Source organism: Streptomyces sp. NPDC006326 (assembly GCF_040612915.1).
GTDB lineage: Bacteria > Actinomycetota > Actinomycetes > Streptomycetales > Streptomycetaceae > Streptomyces.
Genome location: NZ_JBEXRC010000029.1, coordinates 78548 through 99165, shown reverse-complemented (window position 1 = coordinate 99165; position 20618 = coordinate 78548). Strand labels below are relative to the sequence as shown.

The window sequence follows — 20618 nt, the reverse complement described above, 5'->3', positions numbered from 1 at the left end:
CACCACAACCCCCCAAACCAAAAATACGACACAGCTACTGTAGTAACGACTTTTGCTCATCCGAACCCACCGCCCGTCTGCCCGGCCCCCGCGGGGCCGGGCAAGACGGCATGTGCGGATCTTCCCGGCCGTACGCGCGCAGGCCGGCTCGTCAGCGCCGGGGGATCGCTCCGACGGGGGTGCCGAGCAGGGCGGTGAAGCCCGGCGAGCAGGAGGCGGCGATGGTCGACGGGGCGAACGGCGTCTCGGTGGTGTCGCAGACGGCCTGCCAGATGGTGCCGTTGTGGGCGAGGAGGGAGATGTAGAGGTGGCCGGGGATTTCCTCGGTCGCCGCGACGGAGGCGTCGTAGACGCACGAGGGTGCGCCGGGGACGAGGGCGAGGTTGATCCACACGCCGGGGTTGCGGCTGTCGTTGAGGAAGGCGTGCCCCTCCCGGTCCGTCGCGGCCCGGAACACCGTGTCGACCAGGGGCTCCACCCCCACGTACACCGCAGCGGAATCCACGTCCCGGCTGGTCTCGCACTTCTTGTTCGACGCGATCCCGTCGGTGGTGACAGGGGTCTGGCTTTCGGTCTTCTTCTTGTCGTCGTTCTTCTTGTGCCCGCTCTCCTTGCGGGTGTCCTTCTTGTGCCCGCTCTGCTTGTCGTCCTTCTTCTTGTCGTCCTTGTCCTTGTGTCCGCTCTCCTTGCGGCTGTCCTTCTTGTGGCTGTCCTGTTTCGAGGTCTTGGCCGGGGGCTTGGGGTCGGTGCCGGTGTGTGCGACCGCTGACGGAGCGACGAGCGCCCCCGCGAGCACGGCACCCGACACTGCCGCGACGCCCCGCGCCGCCCAGGCGAGCTTCCTCATGTGATTCCTCTCGTACTGGCCCCCGCGGCGTCCGAGATGCACACGGTGAGGCGGTGGCGTCACGTCGGCCCGGCAGCTGCTTGTCCGTCGCGACCGAAGATCGCACGAGTTTCCTCCGTTAATCGGTCCACCATTCCGGCCCGTCACCCTCCGGGGTGCGGCCTGCTTCCGAATGGAGGCAGGGGGCTGCCCTGCCGGTGGGCGGGGGCGGTTCGCAGGCCCGCGGGCGCTCTCCGGCCGGGGGAGCGCGCCGGCCGCCGTCCGGAATCGTTGATCGTTTCTGCGGTGAACCGGCTGGTCCGAACGGGTGAGTTGCCGTGTCCGTCCCTGGCAGCGGACCGGCCCCGGCCACTACACCCGTGGACATGATCAAGCACCTGCTGCGCGGCCTGCCCGCGCTCGCCCTGGCGGTCCTGCCCCTGCTCACCACGGCCCCGCCGGCGCACGCCGCCACCACTTTCGAGATCGTGACCGCGCTGAACGCCAAGTGCCTCGCCTCCAACGGCGACAACGTCGAGGTCCAGACGTGTCGCGGCACCGGCAACCAGCTCTGGTACTGGGACGGGAACAAGCTCCGCAACCTTGCCGAGCTGCACTGCCTCGACGTCCGCAACGGCGAGGTCGACGCCGCGGCGCAGGTCGTCGGCGACTGCCACGGACTGCCCAACCAGCGGTGGCGGACCGAGGGCGAATGGCTGCGCACCGAGGTCAACAACCAGTGCCTGAGCATCCAGAACAACGGTGACCCGAGCGAGCACGCGGGCGTCAACGTCCGCAACTGCGGCCCGTTCGCCTGGCAGTACTGGCGTCTGCGGGCGAACTGACCCCTTCCCCTCCCGGCCGGCCCGCCGGCCCGTCCGGCTCGGTCGGGCGCGCTCGGCGGGGCGGGGCTTCAGTGGACGGAGAAGCCGCCGTCGACGAAGATCGACTGCCCGGTGACGTAACCGGAGGCGCGGCCGGCCAGGAACACCGCCGCGCCGGCGAAGTCCTCGGCCAGGCCGTTGCGCCCGGCCATCGTGCGCGCCGCCAGCGCCGCCACCTTCTCCGCGTCGGACGAAAGCCGCGCGTTGAGCGGCGTCATGACGAAGCCGGGCACCAGCGTGTTGCAGGTGACGCCGTGAGGAGACCAGGCCTCGGCCTGTGAGCGGGCCAGCGACTCCAGCGCCCCCTTGGAGACCCCGTAGGCGCCGCTCTGGACGAACGCCCGGTGCGCCTGCTGCGAGCTGATGTGGATGATCCGCCCGAAGCCCCGCTCCGCCATACCGGGCCCGAACCGCTCGCCCAACAAGTACGGGGCCTCCAGGTTCACCGCCATCGTGGTGTCCCACACGTCCTCGCCCAACTCGCCCATGGGCGGCCGCAGGTTGATCCCGGCGCTGTTGACGAGGATGTCGGGCTCGCCGAACACCGCGGCTGCCTGCTCGGCCGCCGCGCGCACCCCGTCGCGGCTGCCCAGGTCGGCGCTCACCCAGGCCGCCCGGCAGCCCCCGGCCGTCAGCTCGTCGACGGTGGCGGCCAGCTCCGATTCCCTGCGCGCCACGACCACCACCCCCGCCCCGGCTCGTGCGAGGGCCCCGGCAACGGCTCGGCCGATGCCGGAGCTGCCGCCCGTCACCACGGCGACCCGGCCGTCCAGCGAGAACAGTTCGGAGAGGTAGTCCGAGATCATGTCCGCACCCTAGACGCCCCGTCCCCACCGCCGGTGCCCGGGGCGGGGCAGGGGGCCGTCACCCGGAGGACCGGCGGGCTCCCGCTCGGCGGGCCAGGGCGTGGAGGGCGCGGACGTACGGGGACCAGCGGGCGGGGCGGGCCGGGGTTCCGGTGCAGGCCTGCTCCGCCCGGTCCAGGCTGTCCTCCAGGCAGGCGTCGTGCAGGGGGCGCCAGGAGAGGGGCCAGGTGAGGCGGGCCGGACCGCGGGCGTCCATGGCCAGGGTGTGCCGCAGCACGGTGTGCCCGGGGCCGTCCGGCAGGACCGCGAACTCGTGGAAGCCGTGGAAGCCCCGCGGTCCGGTGAAGGCGAAGCGGACCCAGGTGCCCGGCACGTACGCGGCCACGGTGTAGCGCACCGGCCCGTGGCCGCCCTTGGCGCCGACCGCGAGCGGGCCGTCGAACTCCATCGGGGGCCAGCCTCCGACCGGCCAGAGCCGGTCCTTCGCCCCGCTCGACAGTGAGTCCAAGAGCGCACCGACGCGGCTCCCGTCTGCGGCCAGGCGGCGTTCGTGCACGTTGTAGACGCCCATGGAAGTCTCCCCTCCGTAGTTTTAGAGGCGCTCCTCTAATAAATTGGAGAGTACTCTCTGATTCATGGCGCGACCACCCCGCTTCACCACCGACCAGCTGCTCGACGCCGCCGTGGGCCTGGCCGCTGCCGGCGGGCCGGCCGCGGTGACCATGTCCGCCGTCGCCCAGGCCGTCGGCGCCCCCAGCGGATCCGTCTACCACCGGTTCGCCGGGCGCACGGCCCTGCTCGCCGAGGTGTGGCTGCGCACCGTCGAGCGTTTCCAGGACGGGTACTTCACCGCGCTCGACGGCGCGGACGACCCGTACCGGGCCGCGGTCCGCGCCACCCGGCACGTCGTCGCCTGGAGCCGGGCCCACCCGCAGGAGGCGGCCCTCCTCCTCTACGGAGCCGCCGAGTTCGGCCGCTCCGACTGGCCCGAGGCGTACACGGTGCGCGCAGACGCCGGCAACGGACGCGTCCTCGCCGCCGTCGCCGCCGTCGCCGACGCCCTCGGCGCGACCGGGCCGCAGGACCGCGACCGGATCGCCCTCGCCCTCGTGGACCTGCCGCTCTCCGTGGTCCGCCGCAATCTGAGGGCGGGCCTGCCGCTGCCGCCGCACGCCGAGGACCTCACGGAACAGTGCACGGCCGCCCTGCTGGGCCCGCCCCTGCAGCCGCGTCACTGACCGAGCCGGGCGGGGAACGGCCCCGCAGCCATGTGAGCCGGGCGCAGGCGTGTCGCCCGCACCCCGCCGCAGCGGCGCGGCCCGAACGCCTACCGTGGGGCCATGAGCGAGATTGCCGTGGTGTACGAGCTGGGCCGGCCGGTCACGGCGCACACAACCGCCGAGCGGCCCGTCCTCCGCGTGCACGCCGCCCCGGCCGCCCCGGACCGGCCCTCCGTGCCCGGCCCCCGTACCTTCTGCGGCCGGGACACCTTCGCGATGGAGCGGTCCCCGTACGTCCCCGCCGAACACCCCGGTTCCCCGTGGTACCCGCCCCAGTACGCGAACCTCGTCTGCCCCGCCTGCGACGACGTGGCGGACAGCGGCTGAGCGAGGACTCCCGGAGCGCCTAGTTCCGCAGCCCTGCCCGCTCCGCCATCATGAGTGCCCGTCAGCCATCTGCGGAAAGGACAGGACATGTCGAGGCTGCGGATGGGAGAAGGCGTACTGCGCCGCAAGCCGATCGAGCACATCGAAGAGGCCGAAGGCGCACCCAGCGAACAGCTCACACGCACGCTCGGCCTGTGGCAGCTCACCGCGATCGGCGTGGGCGGCATCATCGGCGCCGGCATCTTCACCCTCGCCGGGACGGTCGCCAACGGCATCGCGGGACCGGCGGTGCTGGTCTCCTTCCTCATCGCCGGTGTGGCCAGCGCAGCGGCGGCCTTCTCCTACGCGGAGTTCGCCGGCCTGATCCCGAAGGCCGGTTCCGCCTACACCTACGGCTACGCCGTCCTCGGCGAGCTGGTCGGCTGGTTCATCGGATGGGACCTGCTGCTGGAGTACACGGCCATCGTCGCCGTCGTCGCCATCGGCATCTCCGGCTACTTCAACTTCCTCCTGACGGACACGGGCGCGGGCCTGCCCACCTGGATGCTGGGCGCGCCGGGCACGGGGGAGGGCCACCGCGTCGACCTGATCGCCGCGGTCCTGTGCCTGTTCACGGCCTACCTGCTCACCCTCGGCATCAAGAACGCCGCACGCTTCGAGACGGCCGTCGTCGTGCTCAAGGTGCTCGTCGTGCTGCTGGTCATCGTCGTCGGCTTCTTCCACATCAACACCGGCAACTACACGCCCTTCTTCCCTTACGGGGTGGGGGGCGCGTTCACCGGTGCCGCCACGGTCTTCTTCGCCGTCTTCGGCTACGACGCGATGAGCACGGCGGCGGAGGAATCCAAGGACGCGCAACGTCACATGCCCAGGGCGATCATCTACTCGCTCGCCATCGCCATGGTGCTGTACGTGCTCGCCTGCCTGGTCCTGACCGGCATGCAGCGCTACACGGACATCGACCCGGAAAGCGGATTCTCCACCGCATTCAAGTCGGTCGGGCTCGGTGTGGTCGCCGACATCATCGCCGTCGGGGCGATCATCGGCATCCTCACGGTCATGTTCACGTTCATGCTCGGCGTGACGCGCGTGTGGTTCTCCATGAGCCGCGACGGGCTGCTGCCCCACTGGTTCGCCAAGACGCATCCGACCCGGCACGTCCCCACCCGCGTCACCTGGATCGTCGGTGTGGCATCGGCCCTCATCGCCGGTTTCGTGCCGATCGGCGAGGCGGCGGAACTGACCAACATCGGCATCCTGCTCGCCTTCGTGGTCGTGTGCGCCGCCGTCATCGTGCTCCGCTACCGGCATCCCGAGCTGCCGCGGGAGTTCCGCGCTCCGTTCATGCCCGTCACCCCGGCCATCGGCGTGATCGCATCGATCTGGCTCATCACCTACCTGCAGGTGGAGACATGGCTCCGCTTCGTGGTCTGGTTCCTGATCGGTCTGGTCGTCTACTTCGCCTACTCCTACCGGAACTCGGAGCTCGCCAAGGACGCCCGGCGCGGAACCGCGGACCGGCCGCCCTCCCCGTAACGACCGCCGGGCGGCGGGGCCAAGGCCGAACCGCCCGTCGCGGAGGGTGCGCATCTCGCCGACTCCCCGCGGAGCGCTGCGGGACGCCGACGTGGTCCGCACGACGGTGCACGACGGCCCCGCCGCCTGGAACGCGCGGGAGCAGCAGCTGCTGTTCTTCGACGCGCCGGTTCTCGGCACCCGGGAGCCGGCGGAGGCCGGCAGCCGCCTCAAACCCCGGCCGCCTGCGCGGTGACCACGGCGGAGAAGGACGCGCGTCCGATCGTCGAGGCCGCACGACAGCGCGGCATCCGCCTCGACGGGGCAGCGGCCGCCGCGGCACGCCTCCACCGCGCCGAGGCCCGGGGCCGCGGCGCCGAGGACATGGCCGCCGCCTACGACGCCGGCTTCGAGGACGCGCCGGTTCCCTGCCGTCGGACCACCCCCGACCTCTCCGAACGCGGCCTTCCGGGGCGGCTCCTCGTACGGGTGAGTGGCCGCCGGTTCCGCCGCGGCACCCCGGTGCTCCAGCCGACACTTGGCCGGTCAGGCGGCTTGGAACCAGGCTCATGGGAGTGTCATGGCGAACGGCAGTGTCCTGCTGGCATTGTGCGAGGACCCGTTGGGCGGCGGGGTCGGCGGCGACCAGTTGCGCCGTATCGGCAAGGAGTTGGAGAACCACGGTCTGGAGGTGCGGTGGGCCCGGACGGCCGGGGCGGCCTGCGCGGCTCTGCGCACCGAAGCGGGCCTGACGGCAGCGGTGGTCGCCTGGGACCTGCCGCCCGAGACCGGCGCGGACCCCGGAACCGGCGAGGCCGCCGAAGGCGGGGGCGCCACCGTCCTGCGGCAGATCGCCCGCCGGTTCAAGGACCTGCCGGTCTTCGTCGTGATGTCCGAGGAGTCCGACCACGGCCTGGACCGGCTGCCCCTGTGGGTGGCCGAGACCGCCATCGGCTACATCTGGCCGCTGGAAGACACCCCTTCCTTCATCGCCGGCCGTGTCTTCAGCGCGGCGCGCGCCTACGGTGACGCCGTCCTGCCCCCGTTCTTCAAAGCGCTGCGCCGGTTCGACGACGCCCACGAGTACTCCTGGCACACCCCCGCGCACTCGGGCGGAGTGGCGTTCCTGAAGTCGCCCGTCGGCCGGGCCTTCTTCGACTACTACGGTGAGCGCCTCTTCCGCACCGACCTGTCGATCTCCGTGGAGGAGCTCGGCTCCCTCTTCGAGCACAGCGGCCCCATCGGTGAAGCCGAACGCAACGCCGCCCGCATCTTCGGCGCCGACCGGACGTACTTCGTGCTGCACGGGGACTCCACCGCGGACCGCATGGTCGGCCACTACTGCGTCACGTCCGACGAGATCGCCCTGGTCGACCGCAACTGCCACAAGTCGGTCCTGCACGGGCTCGTGATTTCCGGAGCCCGCCCGGTCTACCTCGTCCCGACCCGCAACGGATACGGACTGGCCGGCCCGCTCCCCGCCCAGGACACCGCGCCCGCCGCGGTGGCCGCCCGGATCGCAGGCCACCCCCTGACACCGGGCGCCGTCTCCCCCGCCGCCCAGTACGCGGTGATCACCAACTCCACGTACGACGGCCTGTGCTACGACACGGTGCAGACGGCACGCGCCCTGGCACCCAGCACCCCCCGTCTGCACTTCGACGAGGCCTGGTTCGCCTACGCCCGCTTCCACCCCCTCTACGCCGGCCGCTACGGCATGGCGGTGGGCCCGGACACCTTCGAAGGCGGGGAACGGCCCACCGTCTTCGCCACCCAGTCCACGCACAAGCTGCTGGCCTCGCTGTCGCAGACCGCCATGGTGCACGTGAAGTCCTCACCGCGGGCGCCGGTGGAACACCACCGGTTCAACGAGGCGTTCATGATGCACGGCACCACCTCGGCGCTGTACCCGGCGATCGCCTCGCTCGACGTGGCCGGGGCCATGATGGACGGGCCCCAGGGGGAGTGGCTGGTCAACGAGGCGGTCGCCGAGGCCATCCGGTTCCGGCAGGCCGTGGTCCGGACCGGCCGCAGGATCGCGGCCGCAGGGGACCGGCCCCCGTGGTTCTTCGGCGTGTGGCAGCCCGACACCGTCGCCGACCCGGTCGGCGGCACCCCGGTCCCCTTCGCCGACGCCTCGCCGGCGCTCCTGGCCGCCGACCCCACGTGCTGGCAGCTCGATCCCGACGCCGACTGGCACGGCTTTCCCGGACTGAGCCGGGGCCAGTGCATGCTGGACCCCGTCAAGGTCACGCTGACCTGCCCCGGCGTCACGGCCACGGGGGAGACCGAGCCGTGGGGCGTTCCCGCCCGCATCCTCACCGCGTATCTCGCGGGCCGCGGCATCGTCGTGGAGAAGACCGACACCTACACCACGCTCATCCTCTTCTCGATGGGCATCACCAAGGGCAAGTGGGGCACGCTGATGGACGCCCTCATGGACTTCAAAGCCCTCCACGACGCCGACACCCCCCTGCGCCAGGTGCTTCCGGGCCTGGTCGAGCGCCACCCGCAGCGCTACCGGGACACCACCGTGCGCGGCCTGTGCCAGGAGATGCACGAGCACCTCACCCGCGCGGAACTCATCGAGGCCCTGGACACGGCCTTCCGGGAACTGCCCGAGCCGGTCGTCCCGCCCCGGCGCTGCTACCAGCAGCTGATCCGGGGCGGCACCGAACGCCTCCGGCTGGCCGAGGCTTCCGGACGGGTGGCCGCCGCCATGGTCACCGTGACACCGCCCGGCATCCCCGTCCTGATGCCGGGAGAAGCCGTCGGCGCCCCCGACGGTCCGGTGCTGCGCTACCTCGGTGCCCTGGAGGCCTTCGACCGGGCCTTTCCCGGCTTCCACAGCGAGGCGCACGGCGTCACCGTCGACCCCGACACGGGCGACTACCTCATCGAGTGCGTACGCCAGGACAGCCCCATCGGGACCTAGACCGGCGCGGGGGCGCAGCGGCGCATGACGTCGTCCAGCGAGAGCCCGAGCGCCTCGGCGAGGGCGGCGACCGTGAAGAAGGCCGGGGTGGGGGCCCGGCCGGTCTCGATCTTGCGGAGGGTTTCGGCGGAGAGTCCGGCGCTGGCCGCGACCTCGACCATGCTGCGGCCGGCGCGGGCGTCGCGGAGCAGGGCGCCGAGCCGCTCGCCGCGTTCACGCTCTTCGGGCGTCAAGGGGGTACGGGCCATGCCGCCATCCTACCCCGGCGCCCCAATAACTATCCCGGTAAAGTTATACCGGTATAGTTATTGGCATGGTGGAACTGAAGACGGAACAGTCGATCGAAGCAATGCGCGAAGCCGGACGGGTCGTCGCCCGCGCCCTGGCCGCCGTACGGGAGCGGGCCCGGGTCGGGGTCTCCCTGCTGGAACTGGACGGGACGGCCCGTGCGGTGCTGCGCGAGGCGGGAGCGAGCTCCCCCTTCCTGGGCTACCGGCCGCGGTTCGCGCCGGTGCCCTTCCCCGCGGTGATCTGCGCCTCGGTCAACGACGCGATCGTGCACGGCATCCCCGACGGCTACCGGCTGCGCGACGGAGACCTGGTGAGCATCGACCTGGGCGCGAGGCTGGGCGGCTGGGTCGGCGACGCCGCCGTCAGCTTCACCGTCGGCCGGGCCCGCCCCGCCGACCTGCGGCTGATGGAGACGGCGGAGGCGGCCCTCGCCGCGGGCACGGCCGCCGCCGTCCCCGGCAACCGGATCGGTGACATCGCCCACGCCATCGGCACCGTCTGCCGGGCCGCCGGGTACGGCATCCCGGACGGCTTCGGCGGCCACGGCATCGGCCGCAGCATGCACGAGGACCCGGGCGTGCCCAACGAGGGCCGCCCCGGGCGCGGCATGAAGCTGCGGCCCGGCATGGTGCTGGCGATCGAGCCGATGCTGATCGCGGGCGGTACGGACGACTACACCTGCGACGGCGACGGCTGGACCCTGCGCACCGTCGACGGCAGCCGCGCCGCGCACGCGGAGCACACGGTCGCGATCACCCCCACCGGCCCGAGGATCCTCACCGCGCTCCCGTGGTGAGGATGACGAGTTGCCGGGTCGCGCGGGTCATCGCGACATAGCGGTCGACCGCTCCTTCGACGCCCTGGCCGAACTCCTGCGGGTCGACGAGCACCACCAGGTCGAACTCCAGCCCCTTCGCGAGCGTCGGGGTGAGCGACCGTACCCGGGACGTCGCCCGGAACGCGGGATCGCCGATGACGCAGGCGATCCCGTCGGAGTGTTCGGCGAGCCAGGTGCCGAGGACCGCGTCCAGGTCCGCAACGGCCCCGTGGACGACGGGGATGCCGCTGCTGTGGATGGAGGCCGGCACATTGGCGTCCGGGAGCTCGGCCCGGATGACCGGCTCGGCTTCCGCCATGACCTCTTCCGGTGTCCGGTAGTTGATGCCCAGGGAGGCCACGGTGATCCGGTCGAGCCCGACCCGCTCCAGCCGTTCCTGCCACGACTCCGTGAAACCGTGCCGGGCCTGGGCGCGGTCCCCGACGACGGTGAAGCTGCGGGACGGGCAGCGCAGCAACAGCATCTGCCACTCCGCTTCGGTGAGTTCCTGGGCCTCGTCCACGATGACGTGGGCGAACGGGCCGGCGAGCAGGTCCGGTTCGGCGGCGGGCAGGGCGCTCTCGTCGATCAGGGTGTCCTGCAGGTCCCGTCCGCGCAGCATCGTCACCGCACCTTCACCGTCGTCGTCGGCCTCCAGCAGGCCGTCGATGACATCGGCCCGGCGGGCACGTTCGGCGGCGACGGAGGCCTCGCGGCGACGCTCGCGTACGGACGCCTCCGGGTCGCCGAGTCGCTGCCGGGCCGCGTCCAGGAGCGGCAGGTCGGAGACCGTCCAGGCCTGGGCGTCCTCGCGCTGCAACGTGCGAACGTCGTCAGGGCCGAGCCAGGGAGCGCACTTGCGCAGGTAGGCGGGCACCGACCAGAGGTCTGCGACGAGGTCAGCCGCTTCGAGCATCGGCCAGGCACGGTTGAGGGTCCTGTTGAGCTCCCCGTCGTGCAGCAGCGACCTCCGGAGCAGCTCCGGCGGGGCGTCGCCGTCGTCCTTGTCCATCAGGATCGTGACCAGCTCCTCCCGGATCTGGTCACGCGCCTCGTTGTGCGGGGTACCCGGTTCCACTCCTTCGAACGCCGCCGCCCAGTCGTCGGCGCTCAGCCGGATGTCGGACCAGGGGGTCGAAATCGTCATCCCCTCCGTGGGCGGCTCCTCGTAGATGCCGACGGCCGCCTCGATCGCCTTCACCAGGTCCGCGGACGACTTCAGCAGGGCCACGCGCGGATCGGTCTCGACCGCTGCTCCGGCTCCCTCGGCGACGAGGTCGCGCAGGGTGCAGGTCTGTACGCCCTCCTCTCCCAGGCTGGGCAGGACATCGGCGACGTAAGCGAGGTAGGGCTGGTGCGGACCGACGAACAGGACGCCGCCCCGGCGGTGCCCGAGGCGGGGGTCGGAATAGAGGAGGTGCGCGGCGCGGTGCAGGGCGACGACGGTCTTGCCCGTACCCGGACCGCCGTCGACGACGAGGGCGCCGCGGGATCCCGCCCGGATGACGGCGTCCTGGTCGGCCTGGATGGTGGCGAGCACGTCCCGCATCCGTGCCGAACGGTTGCCGCCCAGGCTCGCGATGAACGCGGACTGGTCGTCGAGCGCGGCGTGCCCGTCGAGCCCGTCCGCGGTGAACACCTCGTCCCAGTAGTCGCTGATCCGGCCGCGGGCCCACCGGTACCTGCGGCGGCTCGCCAGGCCCATCGGGTGGGCGTGGGTCGCCGCGAAGAACGGCTCGGCCGCCGGGGAGCGCCAGTCGAGCAGCAGCCGGCGTCCTTCGCTGTCGGTGAGGCCGAGGCGGCCGATGTACACGGGCTCGGAACGGTCCGTGGGGACGATGTGGCCCAGGCACAGATCCAGCCCGAAGCGGCGCAGGGCGCGCAGACGGCCGGTCAGCCGGTGGATCTCCGCGTCCCGGTCCATCGCCTCCCGGCCGACGCCACCGGGCGCCCTGCGCTCGGCGTCAAGACGGTCGGACAGTTCGGCGATCGCCTGCTCAAGGCATTCCGAGATGGCTGCGAAGTGCCGTTCGTCGCCGTCGATCAGCGCCGGGTCGGCCTTGGGGGAGAGGTGGTCGGGAAGGTCGAACGCGCTGGTGGTCAGGGGGTTCATGGCTCAGCTTTCTGCCGGTTGCGACCTCGGCCCGCGATTCTGGCCCACGACGGGGGCCTTGCCGCAAGGCCCCCGGTGCGTTATAAGTTGAGAGTGGCCAGGAGTGTGTTCTCCTCTTCGCCTTCTCCTGCCGCTCCCCCTGTGTCTTCGCCGCTCGTTGTGGACGGAGCCGCGTCAGACGCCGCCGGTTCGCGTCGAACTCCCGGCCGGCCGGGTCCCAGGTCTCGAACGACGACACCTCGACGTCGAGTCCGCGCGGACGCGCCAGTTCGGCCATCCGGGCGTCGACGTCGACCCCCAGCACGCGGCAGCCGGCCGCTTCGAACTGCCGGGCGAGATGCCGGTGCCGCAGCCCACGTCGAGGACGTCCGGACCGGGGCCGGGCCGTCACCACGGAGGCCGGGTGCGTCAAGGGCGTCCTGCACCGGCACTTCACCGACTTCGACGCCTCCCTGGCCGAGCTCGTAGGGGACCGCACCGCCGTCCTCGCCGGCGTCGAGCGGTGACCGCGGTGGGAAACGGCCGTCCGCGGGCACACCGGGGCAGGGGCGTCCCCGGGCGGCGCCGGGTTCCGCCACGGCCGCCGCGTGTCCGTACCGGTGTTGCGCACCCGTGCGCCTCAGGCCCCATACTCGGTGATCATTGCGTCGCCGTTGCCGCGGTGACCGCCGTGACGGGCGTACCGAACAGGTGGAAGGGCTGATGGGGGATATGGCGGATGCGAATCGTCCGGTGATGCCGGAGGTGGTCGACAGTCCTGCTCTGCGGGCCCAGCCGACCGGCAAAGTGGCTCAATGGCTGCTTCGCCACCGGGTGCAGCCGGTCGGACCGGCGGCCGGAGAAGGGCACGCCGAGCCCCACGCCTGGTGGAAGGTGATGTGCCTGACCGGGGTCGACTACTTCTCCAGCCTCGCCTACGTACCCGCCATCGCCGCGCTCGCGGCAGGTGCGGTCTCGCCGCTGGCGACCCTGCTCATCGTGGCGCTGACGCTGCTCGGAATGCTGCCGATGTACCGGCGGGTGGCCAAGGAGAGCCCCCACGGTGCCGGATCGGTGGCGATGCTGGAGGACCTGCTGCCGTTCTGGTGGGGGAAGCTGTTCGTGCTGGTCCTGCTCGGCTTCGTGGCGACCTCGTGGATCATCACGATCACCCTGTCCACCGCGGACGCCTCCGTCCACGTCGTGGAGAACCCCTTCTTCCCCGCTGCCCTGCACGGACACGAAGTCGCCCTCACCGTGGTCCTGTTGCTCGTACTCGGCGGGGTGTTCCTGCTCGGGTTCAGCGAAGCGGTGAGCGTGGCCATCCCCCTGGTCGCGGTCTTCCTCGCGCTGAACGCCCTCGTCATCGCGGTGGGCCTGGTCCACGTGTTCACCACCCCCGGAGCCTGGTCGGCGTGGACGGACGCCCTCGTCGAAGGCGGGGGCGGGTTCGGCGACCTGATGGGACCGGCCCTGCTGGCCTTCCCCCTGCTGGTGCTCGGCCTGTCGGGCTTCGAGACCGGCGTGAGCATGATGCCGCTGGTCTCCGCCGACGGCGCCGACGAGGAACAGCGGCTGCAGTCACGCATCCGCAACACCCGCAAACTGCTGACCACGGCCGCCCTCATCATGAGCGTCTACCTGCTGGCCGCGAGCTTCGTGACGACCGTCCTCATCCCCCACGAGCAGTTCGAGCCCGGAGGGGCGGCCAACGGCCGCGCCCTGGCCTGGCTGGCGCACGAACACGTCGGCGAGGCGTTCGGGACCGCCTACGACATCAGCACGATCCTCATCCTGTGGTTCGCCGGCGCCTCCGCGATGGCGGGACTGGTCAACATCGTCCCCCGCTACCTGCCCGACTACGGGATGGCCCCCGAGTGGGGACGCGCCGTACGCCCCGTGGTCATCGTCTACACCGCCCTGTGCATCCTCATCACCATCGCCTTCGACGCCGACGTCGACGCCCAGGCAGGCGCCTACGCGACCGGCATCCTCGCCATGATGGTCTCGGGCGCCTTCGCCGTCACCTTCTCCGTGGCGCGCGGGCGACGGCGTGCGGCCACCATCGGCTTCGGGCTCCTGACGGCCGTCCTGTTCTACGCACTCGTCGCCAACATCGTCGACAAGCCCGACGGCATCGCGATCTCCGGCTTCTTCATCGCCGGCATCATCATCGTCTCGCTCGTCTCCCGCGTCTCAAGGACCACCGAGCTGCGCGCCGACCGCATCGTCTTCGACGCCGACGCCCGCCGTTTCATCCACGACACCCTCGCCCACGACAACGCCATCAACATCATCGCCAACCGCCGCCAGGCCGGCGACGCCGACGAGTACAGCGCCAAGGAACGCGAACAGCGCGGCACCAACCCGGTGCCCGGCCCGGCCGACGTGCTGTTCCTCGAAATCGACGTGGTCGACCCCTCCGACTTCAGCGACACGCTCGCCGTCCGCGGCGTCGAGGTCGACGGCTACCGCATCCTGCGCGCAGCGGCCCCGGCCGCACCGAACGCCATCGCGGCGGTCCTGCTCGCCCTGCGCGACGCCACCGGCGTCCAGCCGCACTGCTACTTCGCCTGGGCCGAGGGCAGCCCCCTGGTGCACATGGTCCGGTACTTCCTCCTCGGCCGCGGCGACACGGCACCGGTCACCCGCGAAATCATCCGCAGCCACGAACCAGACCCCGAGCGCCGCCCGGGCATTCACGTGGGCGGCTGACGGCACTCTAAGCTTCCGCCGTGAACGACAGCACAGGGGACATACGGATCAGACCGGGCAGCCCGGCCGACGCACCGGCCATGCTGGACATGCTCGACTCGGCGGTGGCCTGGATGAACGAGCGTGGCAACACCGAGCAATGGGGTACGACGCCGTACTCGCAGAAGCCCGGCGGGGTGGCACGGGTCGAGCGGTACACGACCGAGAACACCCCCTACATCGCGGAACTCGACGGAGAGCCGGTCGGAGCCATGGTGCTGGACTCCGGTCCCAGTCCGCAGATGCCGATCGCGCCGGCCGGGGAACCCGAGCGGTACGTGCGGCTTCTGGTATCCCACCGGCGGTACGCCGGTCTGGGCATCGGGGCGGCGCTGCTGGCCCATGCCGTCGAGGAGACCCGGCGGGCCGGTGTGGAGCTGCTGCGGGTCGACTGCTGGGCGGGCGGCGGGGGTGAACTGGTGGCGTTCTACGAGCGCAACGGCTTCACCCGTACCGACCGTTTCCTGTCCGAGGCCTGGCCGGGGCAGGTGCTGGCCCGGCGGGTGGACTGACCGTTCGTCGGGCGCCCGTTGACAGCCCCCGGGGCACCCCTAGTAGGTTCCCTTTCGAAACTTAGTAAGCGTCGAAAGGGAACCCGCTGTGCCTCAGCAGACCTGGACCGCCGTCGACGACTACTTCAACGGTCTGCTCGTGGAGGAGGACACCGCCCTCCTCGCGGCCGCCACGGACAGCGACGCCGCGGGCCTGCCGCCGCAGCAGGTCGCCCCGAACCAGGGGAAGTTCCTCCACCTGCTCGCCCGCATCCAGGGCGCCCGCACCATCCTGGAGATCGGCACCCTCGGCGGCTACAGCACCATCTGGCTCGCCCGTGCCCTGCCCGAGGGCGGACGGCTGGTCACCCTGGAGGCCGACGAGCGCTACGCAGCCACCGCTGCCGCCAACATCTCCCGGGCCGGGCTCGGCCGGACCGTCGACATCCGCGTAGGCAAGGCCCTGGACACCCTCCCCCTGCTGGCAGAGGAGGGGCACGGCCCCTTCGACCTCGTCTTCATCGACGCCGACAAGCCCTCCAACCCCGACTACCTGCACTGGGCCCTCAAGCTCACCCGCCCCGGCAGCGTCATCGTCGGCGACAACGTCGTCCGCGACGGCGCCGTCACCGACCCCGCGGACACCGACCCGCGGGTCCAGGGAGTACGCCGCTTCACCGAGCTCATCGCCGAACACCCCCGCCTGACGGCCACCACCCTCCAGACGGTCGGCGCCAAGGGCCACGACGGCTTCACCCTCGCCCTCGTCACCGCGTAGCAGGCCGCCGCTGCGCACCCGGCCGGGGCAGGTCCGCGCTGTGGCCCGCGACCGTATCCAGGGCCCCGGCATCGGCATCGGCATCGGCCTTGGCCGACAAGGCGGTTAGCCTGCTGAGGTCGGTGGTGCCGAGTGCTGGAGGATTCATGAGTGACCGTCTGGTGCGCACGGTCGAGGTGCCCGTGGGCGAGGACAGCGACGAGTTCGTCCGGGTGCAGATCCACGAAGTGGACGAGAGCCTCGTCCGGGTGGGCCGCGGCAGCCGGTCCATCGCGCGGGCCGAGCAGTCCCTCGACGCGATGCTGGACACCGTACGGCCCGTGGCGGACAGCTTCGTGAGCAGGTTCCGCGGACTGGTCCACGCGCCGGACGAGATCACGCTGGAGTTCGGCGTCTCGCTGTCCGCCGAAGCAGGCGTCGTCATCGCCAGCACTGCGACCGTGGCCAATTTCTCGGTCAGTTTGACCTGGAACCGCAGTGACGCACGGGGCGCGGCTGAGGACAATCCGCAGGGAAGTCCCGCGGGGGACGGCCGAGAGCACGGGGGACAGCACGATGACGTGGGAGTTGCGGACGGGAGCCCGTAGTCCTGACGCGGCACTGGCGGCAGCCGCCGTACGCGTCACGGACGAGGACGGGAACGTGGGCGGCGCCGGCTTTCTCGTGGCACCCGACCTGGTGCTGACCTGCGCCCACGTGGTCTCCGACGCCCTGGGGCGGCCCCGCGACGAAGAACAGGCCGGGTCCACGGTGACCGTGGACCTCCCGCTCGACGAGAACGCGGCCGCCGCGGACGGGCCGCGCCGGTGGCCGGCCGTCGTCGAGCGCTGGGTGCCCATCCGCCCCGGCCGGATCGGCGACATCGCCCTGCTGCGCCTGCGGGAACCGGTCCCCGGAGCGCAGCCACTGCGCATGGCCGACCCGCACAGCGTCCTCGAACACGGGGCGCTGGCCGTCGGCTTCACGGGCGGCGAGCCCGCCGAGACCTGGTTCCGGGGCCGGTTCGGCGGAGCCACCAGTGAGGGCTGGCTCCAGCTGTCCCGCGCCGACGGCGAATCGGCTCACATCAGGCGGGGCTTCAGCGGCAGCCCGGTCTGGGACGGTGAACTGGGCGCGGTGGTCGGCCTGATGGTCGCGGCCCAGCCGGAGCAGGACGCCCAGCTGGGCTACGTCCTGCGCACCAGGGCGATCCTGCGGGAGATCCCCGAGCTGGCCCGGATCGTGCTCCCGCCCTCGCCCTTCCCCGGCCTGGAGCCCTTCCGCGAGTCGGACCAGGACGCCTACTTCGGCCGGTCCGAGGACGTCGAAAGCGTGGTCACGGCCCTCAAGGGCGACCAGCGGGTCGTCGCGGTGTACGGGCCGTCGGGCTGCGGCAAGTCCTCACTGGCGCTGGCGGGAGTGGTCCCCCGCATGCGGGCGGACGGGTACGAGGTGCTGACCCTGAACGCCGGGCAGATCTCCTCGCCGCGCGCCGCGCTCGCCACCGAACTGTCCAGGACGGCGCCCGCAGCCGACCCCGACACGGTGACGCGCTGGCTCGCGGACATCGGCCTCGCGGACACCTACCACCGAGTCGGAGACCGGACGGACGGCAAGCTGCTCGTCGTACTCGACCAGGCCGAGGCGCTCCTTGGCGACGACTCCGAAGCCAAAATGGACGAGTGCGCCGACCTGCTGTTCGCACGGCGCTCCCCGGGCAGTGCGCTGCGCGTCCTGGTGGTGCTCCGCTCCGACTTCATGGACGCCGTGTTGAAGCACCCCCGCCTGGGCCCCGCACTGCACGACGGCACGGCGGTCCCGCTCACCCCCATGACGCGGGAGCAGCTCGAAGAGGCGATCACGAAGCCGCTGGAGCGGATCCCGGCCGTGGCCTACGATCCGGGGCTCGACCGCCGCATCCTCGACGACACGGGCGGCGACCCCGGCATCCTCCCCCTGCTCGGCTTCGTGCTGCGGCAATTGTGGGAGCGGCAGGCCGGCGGGCGCCTGCCGGCCGCCGCGTACGAGGCGATGGGCGGGGTCTCCGGCGCGCTCGAAGCCCACTCCGAGGCCGCCTGGAAGGCGTGCGTGGAAGGCCGGGAGGAGGTGGAGCAGGAGGCCTTGCGGCTCCTCACCGGCCTGGTACGGATGCTCCCCGGCGGCACGATGCCGCTGCGGCGCCGCCTCTCCCGGCAGGAGGCGGGCGAAGCGCGCTGGCGGATCGCCCAGTCGCTCGCAGAGCGCCGCCTGCTGGTCCTGTACGGGGGCAAGGGCGAGCCGGAGACCGCCGAACTGGCCCACGAGTCCCTGATCAGCACCTGGCCGACCCTGCGCCAACGGGTCCAGGAGGACGCCGAGTTCCTGGCGGCCCGGGCCGAGCTGGGTCACGACCGTGACCGCTGGGAGCGGGACGGACGGCCCGTCGGGCTGCTGCCGACGGCCCGGCACCTGCTCGTCCTGGGCAGTCGGCTCCACGGCCGTGAGAGCGAACTCGGCGGTGGGGACCGCGAGTTCCTGGACCTGGCTCGACGCCACCGCCGGCGCCTGCGCAACCGCGTCGTCGCGGCATGGATCGCCGCGTCCGTGGCGCTCGCGCTGCTCGCGGGACTCGGGACCTTCCTCGTCTACCAGTCGGGCGTTACCGCGCTGCGGACCGCCGAAGGGCGCTCCCGTAGCCTGGCCGCCCTCTCCGACGGACTGGTGGAAACCGACCCCGGGCTCGCCTCCCTGGCCTCCCTCGCCGCGTACCAGGTCTCGCCCACGCAGGAGGCACGGAACGCGATGCTGCGCCGGTACGACGCCCTTCAGGACGTGGCATGGGTGCTGACCGGATCCCAGGGCGGCATCGCCACGGTCGCGATGAGCTCCCGGGGCGAGGTGACGCTGCTGACCTCGGACCGGGGGCGGGCGACGCTGTTCGTCCGGACGCCCGACGGGAGGACCACGGTCCGACAGCTCAACCTCGCCGGCAACGCCACCTCGCCGGCGGTCAGCAGGGACGGGCGCAGGATCGCCTACGTGTCGGAGCAGACCGGCTCCCTGGTCTGGCACGAGGTGCACCCCGGCGCGGCCGACGTCCTCGGCCCCGCGCACCCGCTCCGCGGCGGCGAGATCAAGGAGGTCACCCTGGGCGTGACCATGGGGGAACACCACAACGCGGCCTTCTCACCGAGCGGGGACCAGGTGGTGGTGCTGGCGTCCGACCGGCGGCCGAGGGTGTGGGACCTGAGGACCGGACAGCTGCGGAAACTGCCGGACGCCATGCCCGCTCTGCTGCAGGTGTGGTTCGGGCCGGACGAGGACACGCTCGTGGCCCAGGAGGACTCCCGGCCGCAGGAGCTCTACCACCGCAGTCTCGCGGTCGACCTGCGCACCGGCACGGTGCGGGGTCTCACCGAACCCGGCCACCTCCAGGACATCGCCGTGTCGGAGAACGGCAAGGTCGTCGCCGTGTGCCAGCGCGAGGGCAAGGACACCGACGGGGACAAGGCCGTCTACCGGATCGTCGACGTCGCCGACGGGCGGGAGCTCAGCCGGTACACCCCCTCGGGCTCCTACACCAGCTGCGAGAACACCGCCTTCGACGCCACGGGGGAACACATCGCGGTACGAGACGCCGGCGACTGGACCCTCCTCGACACGCGGTCGGGGAAAGCCGGGAAGCACCTCTCGGGGCCGACGGAGAAGGCAGCCGCCCACCTGGCGCTGATGGGCAGCCCGGACGAGCCGGTGCTGGTCACCAGGACGAAGTCCGCGGTGACCGGGTCGCGCCTGTGGGAGTCGGACGGTGCGACCACCTTCAGTCCGCCGCAGCTCCTCGACCACGGCAACGCGATGGTGGTCCGCGTGGGAAGGGACGGCGACCGGCTCCGCATCCTGGAGACCAGCGCGCGCGGCAAGACCCTGGCCGAGGTGAAGACCGACGCGAAGACCCCTCCCTCCGCGAAGCAGGTCCTCCAGGTCAACCGGGCGCAGACGCTGGTCGCCGACGTCGCCGACACGAACCGCATCGTGCTGAGGGCCCTCCCCGATCTGCACAAGGTGGCGGAGTTCAAGGCGGCCGAGCCGCCGGCCGGCAAGGACGGCAAGCCGGCACTGCTGGACTTCGCCTTCCTCGGGAACAGCGACATGGTGACCCGCTCCGGCACCCTGATCGAGCACTGGAACGCGGAGAACGGGCAACGCCTGGCCCCGGCACTCGACGTGGGCGACCTGCTGCGCCGGGACGGGGGCGAGCCGGCACAGTTCTTCATCGGCCGGCACCCCCGGCCGGGGTTCGTGCAGGTCGTCGTGGAGAACGACCCGGTCGCCCACGCCTTCGACCTGCGTACCGGCAAGGAGGACAAGGGCCTGCGGATCGACATGGACCGCAGGGACGTCCTCACCCTGGCGCGGGACGCGGACGGCCAGCACGCCATGGTGCTGACCAGCGGTTCCCTGATCGAGCTGTGGTCCGTGCGGGACGGGCAGCGCGCGCACCGCGTGCAGGGCCCGTTCGGGCCGCTGGTCTCCAACCGGTGGACGGCGGGCGGCCTGCCCGGCTCCGGATTCTTCCTCGCCAACGGGACCTCCGTCCTGTTCCTGCACGGAGACGACCCCGTCCGCAACGACTCCTACGACCTGGGCAAGCAGCAGGGCTTCCTCAGCGGAACCGACGGCGGGCGGGCGATCCTGCTGAACCCCGTCGACGGCGGGCAGATGCGCCTGCTCCGCCTGGACCCGGAGCTGTGGAAACGCCACCTGTGCGCGGTGCTCGGGCGCGACCTCGCCCAAGAGGAGCGCACCGGCCTTCCCAAGGGCCTGCCCCGGCACGTCTGCCCGGCCTGAGCGGGAGTTCGCCCTC

16 protein-coding genes and 3 pseudogenes are annotated in these 20618 nt (G+C 71.9%); 13 read left to right on the top strand and 6 right to left on the bottom strand.

Annotated elements, in window-relative coordinates; all coding sequences use genetic code 11:
• Window positions 1-151: 151 nt before the first annotated feature.
• Window positions 152-847 carry a hypothetical protein gene (locus ABZ128_RS22530; protein WP_356850565.1) on the bottom strand — a complete coding sequence of 232 codons (696 nt, stop codon included), beginning with the start codon at window positions 845-847 and terminating at the stop codon, window positions 152-154.
• 365 nt (window positions 848-1212) lie between these two features.
• Here ABZ128_RS22530 and ABZ128_RS22525 point away from each other — a divergent pair, with 365 nt between their 5' ends.
• Window positions 1213-1671 carry a ricin-type beta-trefoil lectin domain protein gene (locus tag ABZ128_RS22525; protein ID WP_356850564.1) on the top strand — a complete coding sequence of 153 codons (459 nt, stop codon included), beginning with the start codon at window positions 1213-1215 and terminating at the stop codon, window positions 1669-1671.
• Between the two features lie 68 nt (window positions 1672-1739).
• On the opposite strand, the gene ABZ128_RS22520 is transcribed toward ABZ128_RS22525, so the two are convergent.
• Both ABZ128_RS22520 and ABZ128_RS22515 read right to left on the bottom strand, forming a co-directional pair.
• Window positions 1740-2516, bottom strand: a complete 777-nt coding sequence (locus ABZ128_RS22520; protein WP_356850563.1) for an SDR family oxidoreductase — start codon at window positions 2514-2516, stop codon at window positions 1740-1742.
• Between the two features lie 58 nt (window positions 2517-2574).
• Window positions 2575-3087, bottom strand: coding sequence for an SRPBCC family protein (locus ABZ128_RS22515; protein WP_356850562.1), 513 nt, complete (start codon window positions 3085-3087; stop codon window positions 2575-2577).
• Between the two features lie 64 nt (window positions 3088-3151).
• Here ABZ128_RS22515 and ABZ128_RS22510 point away from each other — a divergent pair, with 64 nt between their 5' ends.
• The 5 genes and pseudogenes from ABZ128_RS22510 to ABZ128_RS22490 all read left to right on the top strand — a co-directional run bounded on the left by ABZ128_RS22510 (window position 3152) and on the right by ABZ128_RS22490 (window position 8573).
• Window positions 3152-3754, top strand: coding sequence for a TetR/AcrR family transcriptional regulator (locus ABZ128_RS22510; protein WP_356850561.1), 603 nt, complete (start codon window positions 3152-3154; stop codon window positions 3752-3754).
• A gap of 102 nt (window positions 3755-3856) precedes the next feature.
• Entirely contained in the window at window positions 3857-4123 is a 267-nt protein-coding gene (locus tag ABZ128_RS22505; protein ID WP_356850560.1) for a hypothetical protein, read from the top strand.
• A gap of 87 nt (window positions 4124-4210) precedes the next feature.
• Window positions 4211-5659, top strand: coding sequence for an amino acid permease (locus ABZ128_RS22500; protein ID WP_356850559.1), 1449 nt, complete (start codon window positions 4211-4213; stop codon window positions 5657-5659).
• A 21-nt stretch (window positions 5660-5680) separates the two neighbouring features.
• Window positions 5681-6055 (top strand): annotated as a pseudogene (locus tag ABZ128_RS22495) (hypothetical protein); the annotation flags it as partial.
• A gap of 163 nt (window positions 6056-6218) precedes the next feature.
• On the top strand, window positions 6219-8573 hold the full coding sequence (locus tag ABZ128_RS22490) for an Orn/Lys/Arg decarboxylase N-terminal domain-containing protein (RefSeq protein WP_356850558.1): 2355 nt from the start codon (window positions 6219-6221) through the stop codon (window positions 8571-8573).
• On the opposite strand, the gene ABZ128_RS22485 is transcribed toward ABZ128_RS22490, so the two are convergent.
• Window positions 8570-8821, bottom strand: coding sequence for a helix-turn-helix transcriptional regulator (locus tag ABZ128_RS22485; RefSeq protein ID WP_356850557.1), 252 nt, complete (start codon window positions 8819-8821; stop codon window positions 8570-8572). The genes ABZ128_RS22490 and ABZ128_RS22485 overlap by 4 nt on opposite strands.
• A 65-nt stretch (window positions 8822-8886) precedes the next feature.
• On the opposite strand from ABZ128_RS22485, the gene map reads away from it, so the two are divergent.
• Window positions 8887-9660, top strand: coding sequence for a type I methionyl aminopeptidase (gene map, locus ABZ128_RS22480; RefSeq protein WP_356850556.1), 774 nt, complete (start codon window positions 8887-8889; stop codon window positions 9658-9660).
• Here map and helR read toward each other — a convergent pair.
• On the bottom strand, window positions 9641-11794 hold the full coding sequence (gene helR, locus ABZ128_RS22475) for an RNA polymerase recycling motor ATPase HelR (RefSeq protein WP_356850555.1): 2154 nt from the start codon (window positions 11792-11794) through the stop codon (window positions 9641-9643). The two genes, map and helR, sit on opposite strands and share 20 nt — an antisense overlap.
• A 190-nt stretch (window positions 11795-11984) precedes the next feature.
• Window positions 11985-12172 (bottom strand): annotated as a pseudogene (locus ABZ128_RS22470) (class I SAM-dependent methyltransferase); the annotation flags it as partial.
• A gap of 2 nt (window positions 12173-12174) precedes the next feature.
• Between ABZ128_RS22470 and ABZ128_RS22465 the strand changes: the two are divergent.
• The 6 genes and pseudogenes from ABZ128_RS22465 to ABZ128_RS22440 all read left to right on the top strand — a co-directional run.
• Window positions 12175-12276: pseudogene (locus ABZ128_RS22465) on the top strand (TetR/AcrR family transcriptional regulator); the annotation flags it as partial.
• 229 nt (window positions 12277-12505) lie between these two features.
• A complete protein-coding gene (locus ABZ128_RS22460; RefSeq protein ID WP_356850554.1) occupies window positions 12506-14488 on the top strand; it encodes an amino acid transporter in 1983 nt (660 codons plus the stop codon).
• Window positions 14489-14508: 20 nt separating this feature from the next.
• Window positions 14509-15039: a GNAT family N-acetyltransferase gene (locus ABZ128_RS22455; RefSeq protein ID WP_356850553.1), complete on the top strand. Its 531-nt coding sequence runs from the start codon at window positions 14509-14511 to the stop codon at window positions 15037-15039.
• Between the two features lie 88 nt (window positions 15040-15127).
• Window positions 15128-15796 (top strand): O-methyltransferase, encoded by a 669-nt coding sequence (locus ABZ128_RS22450; RefSeq protein WP_356850552.1) that lies wholly within the window; start codon window positions 15128-15130, stop codon window positions 15794-15796.
• Between the two features lie 146 nt (window positions 15797-15942).
• Window positions 15943-16383, top strand: a complete 441-nt coding sequence (locus tag ABZ128_RS22445; RefSeq protein WP_356850551.1) for a CU044_2847 family protein — start codon at window positions 15943-15945, stop codon at window positions 16381-16383.
• Entirely contained in the window at window positions 16352-20602 is a 4251-nt protein-coding gene (locus ABZ128_RS22440; protein WP_356850550.1) for a trypsin-like peptidase domain-containing protein, read from the top strand. The genes ABZ128_RS22445 and ABZ128_RS22440 overlap by 32 nt, the downstream gene beginning before the upstream one ends.
• The last annotated feature ends 16 nt before the right edge of the window (window positions 20603-20618 follow it).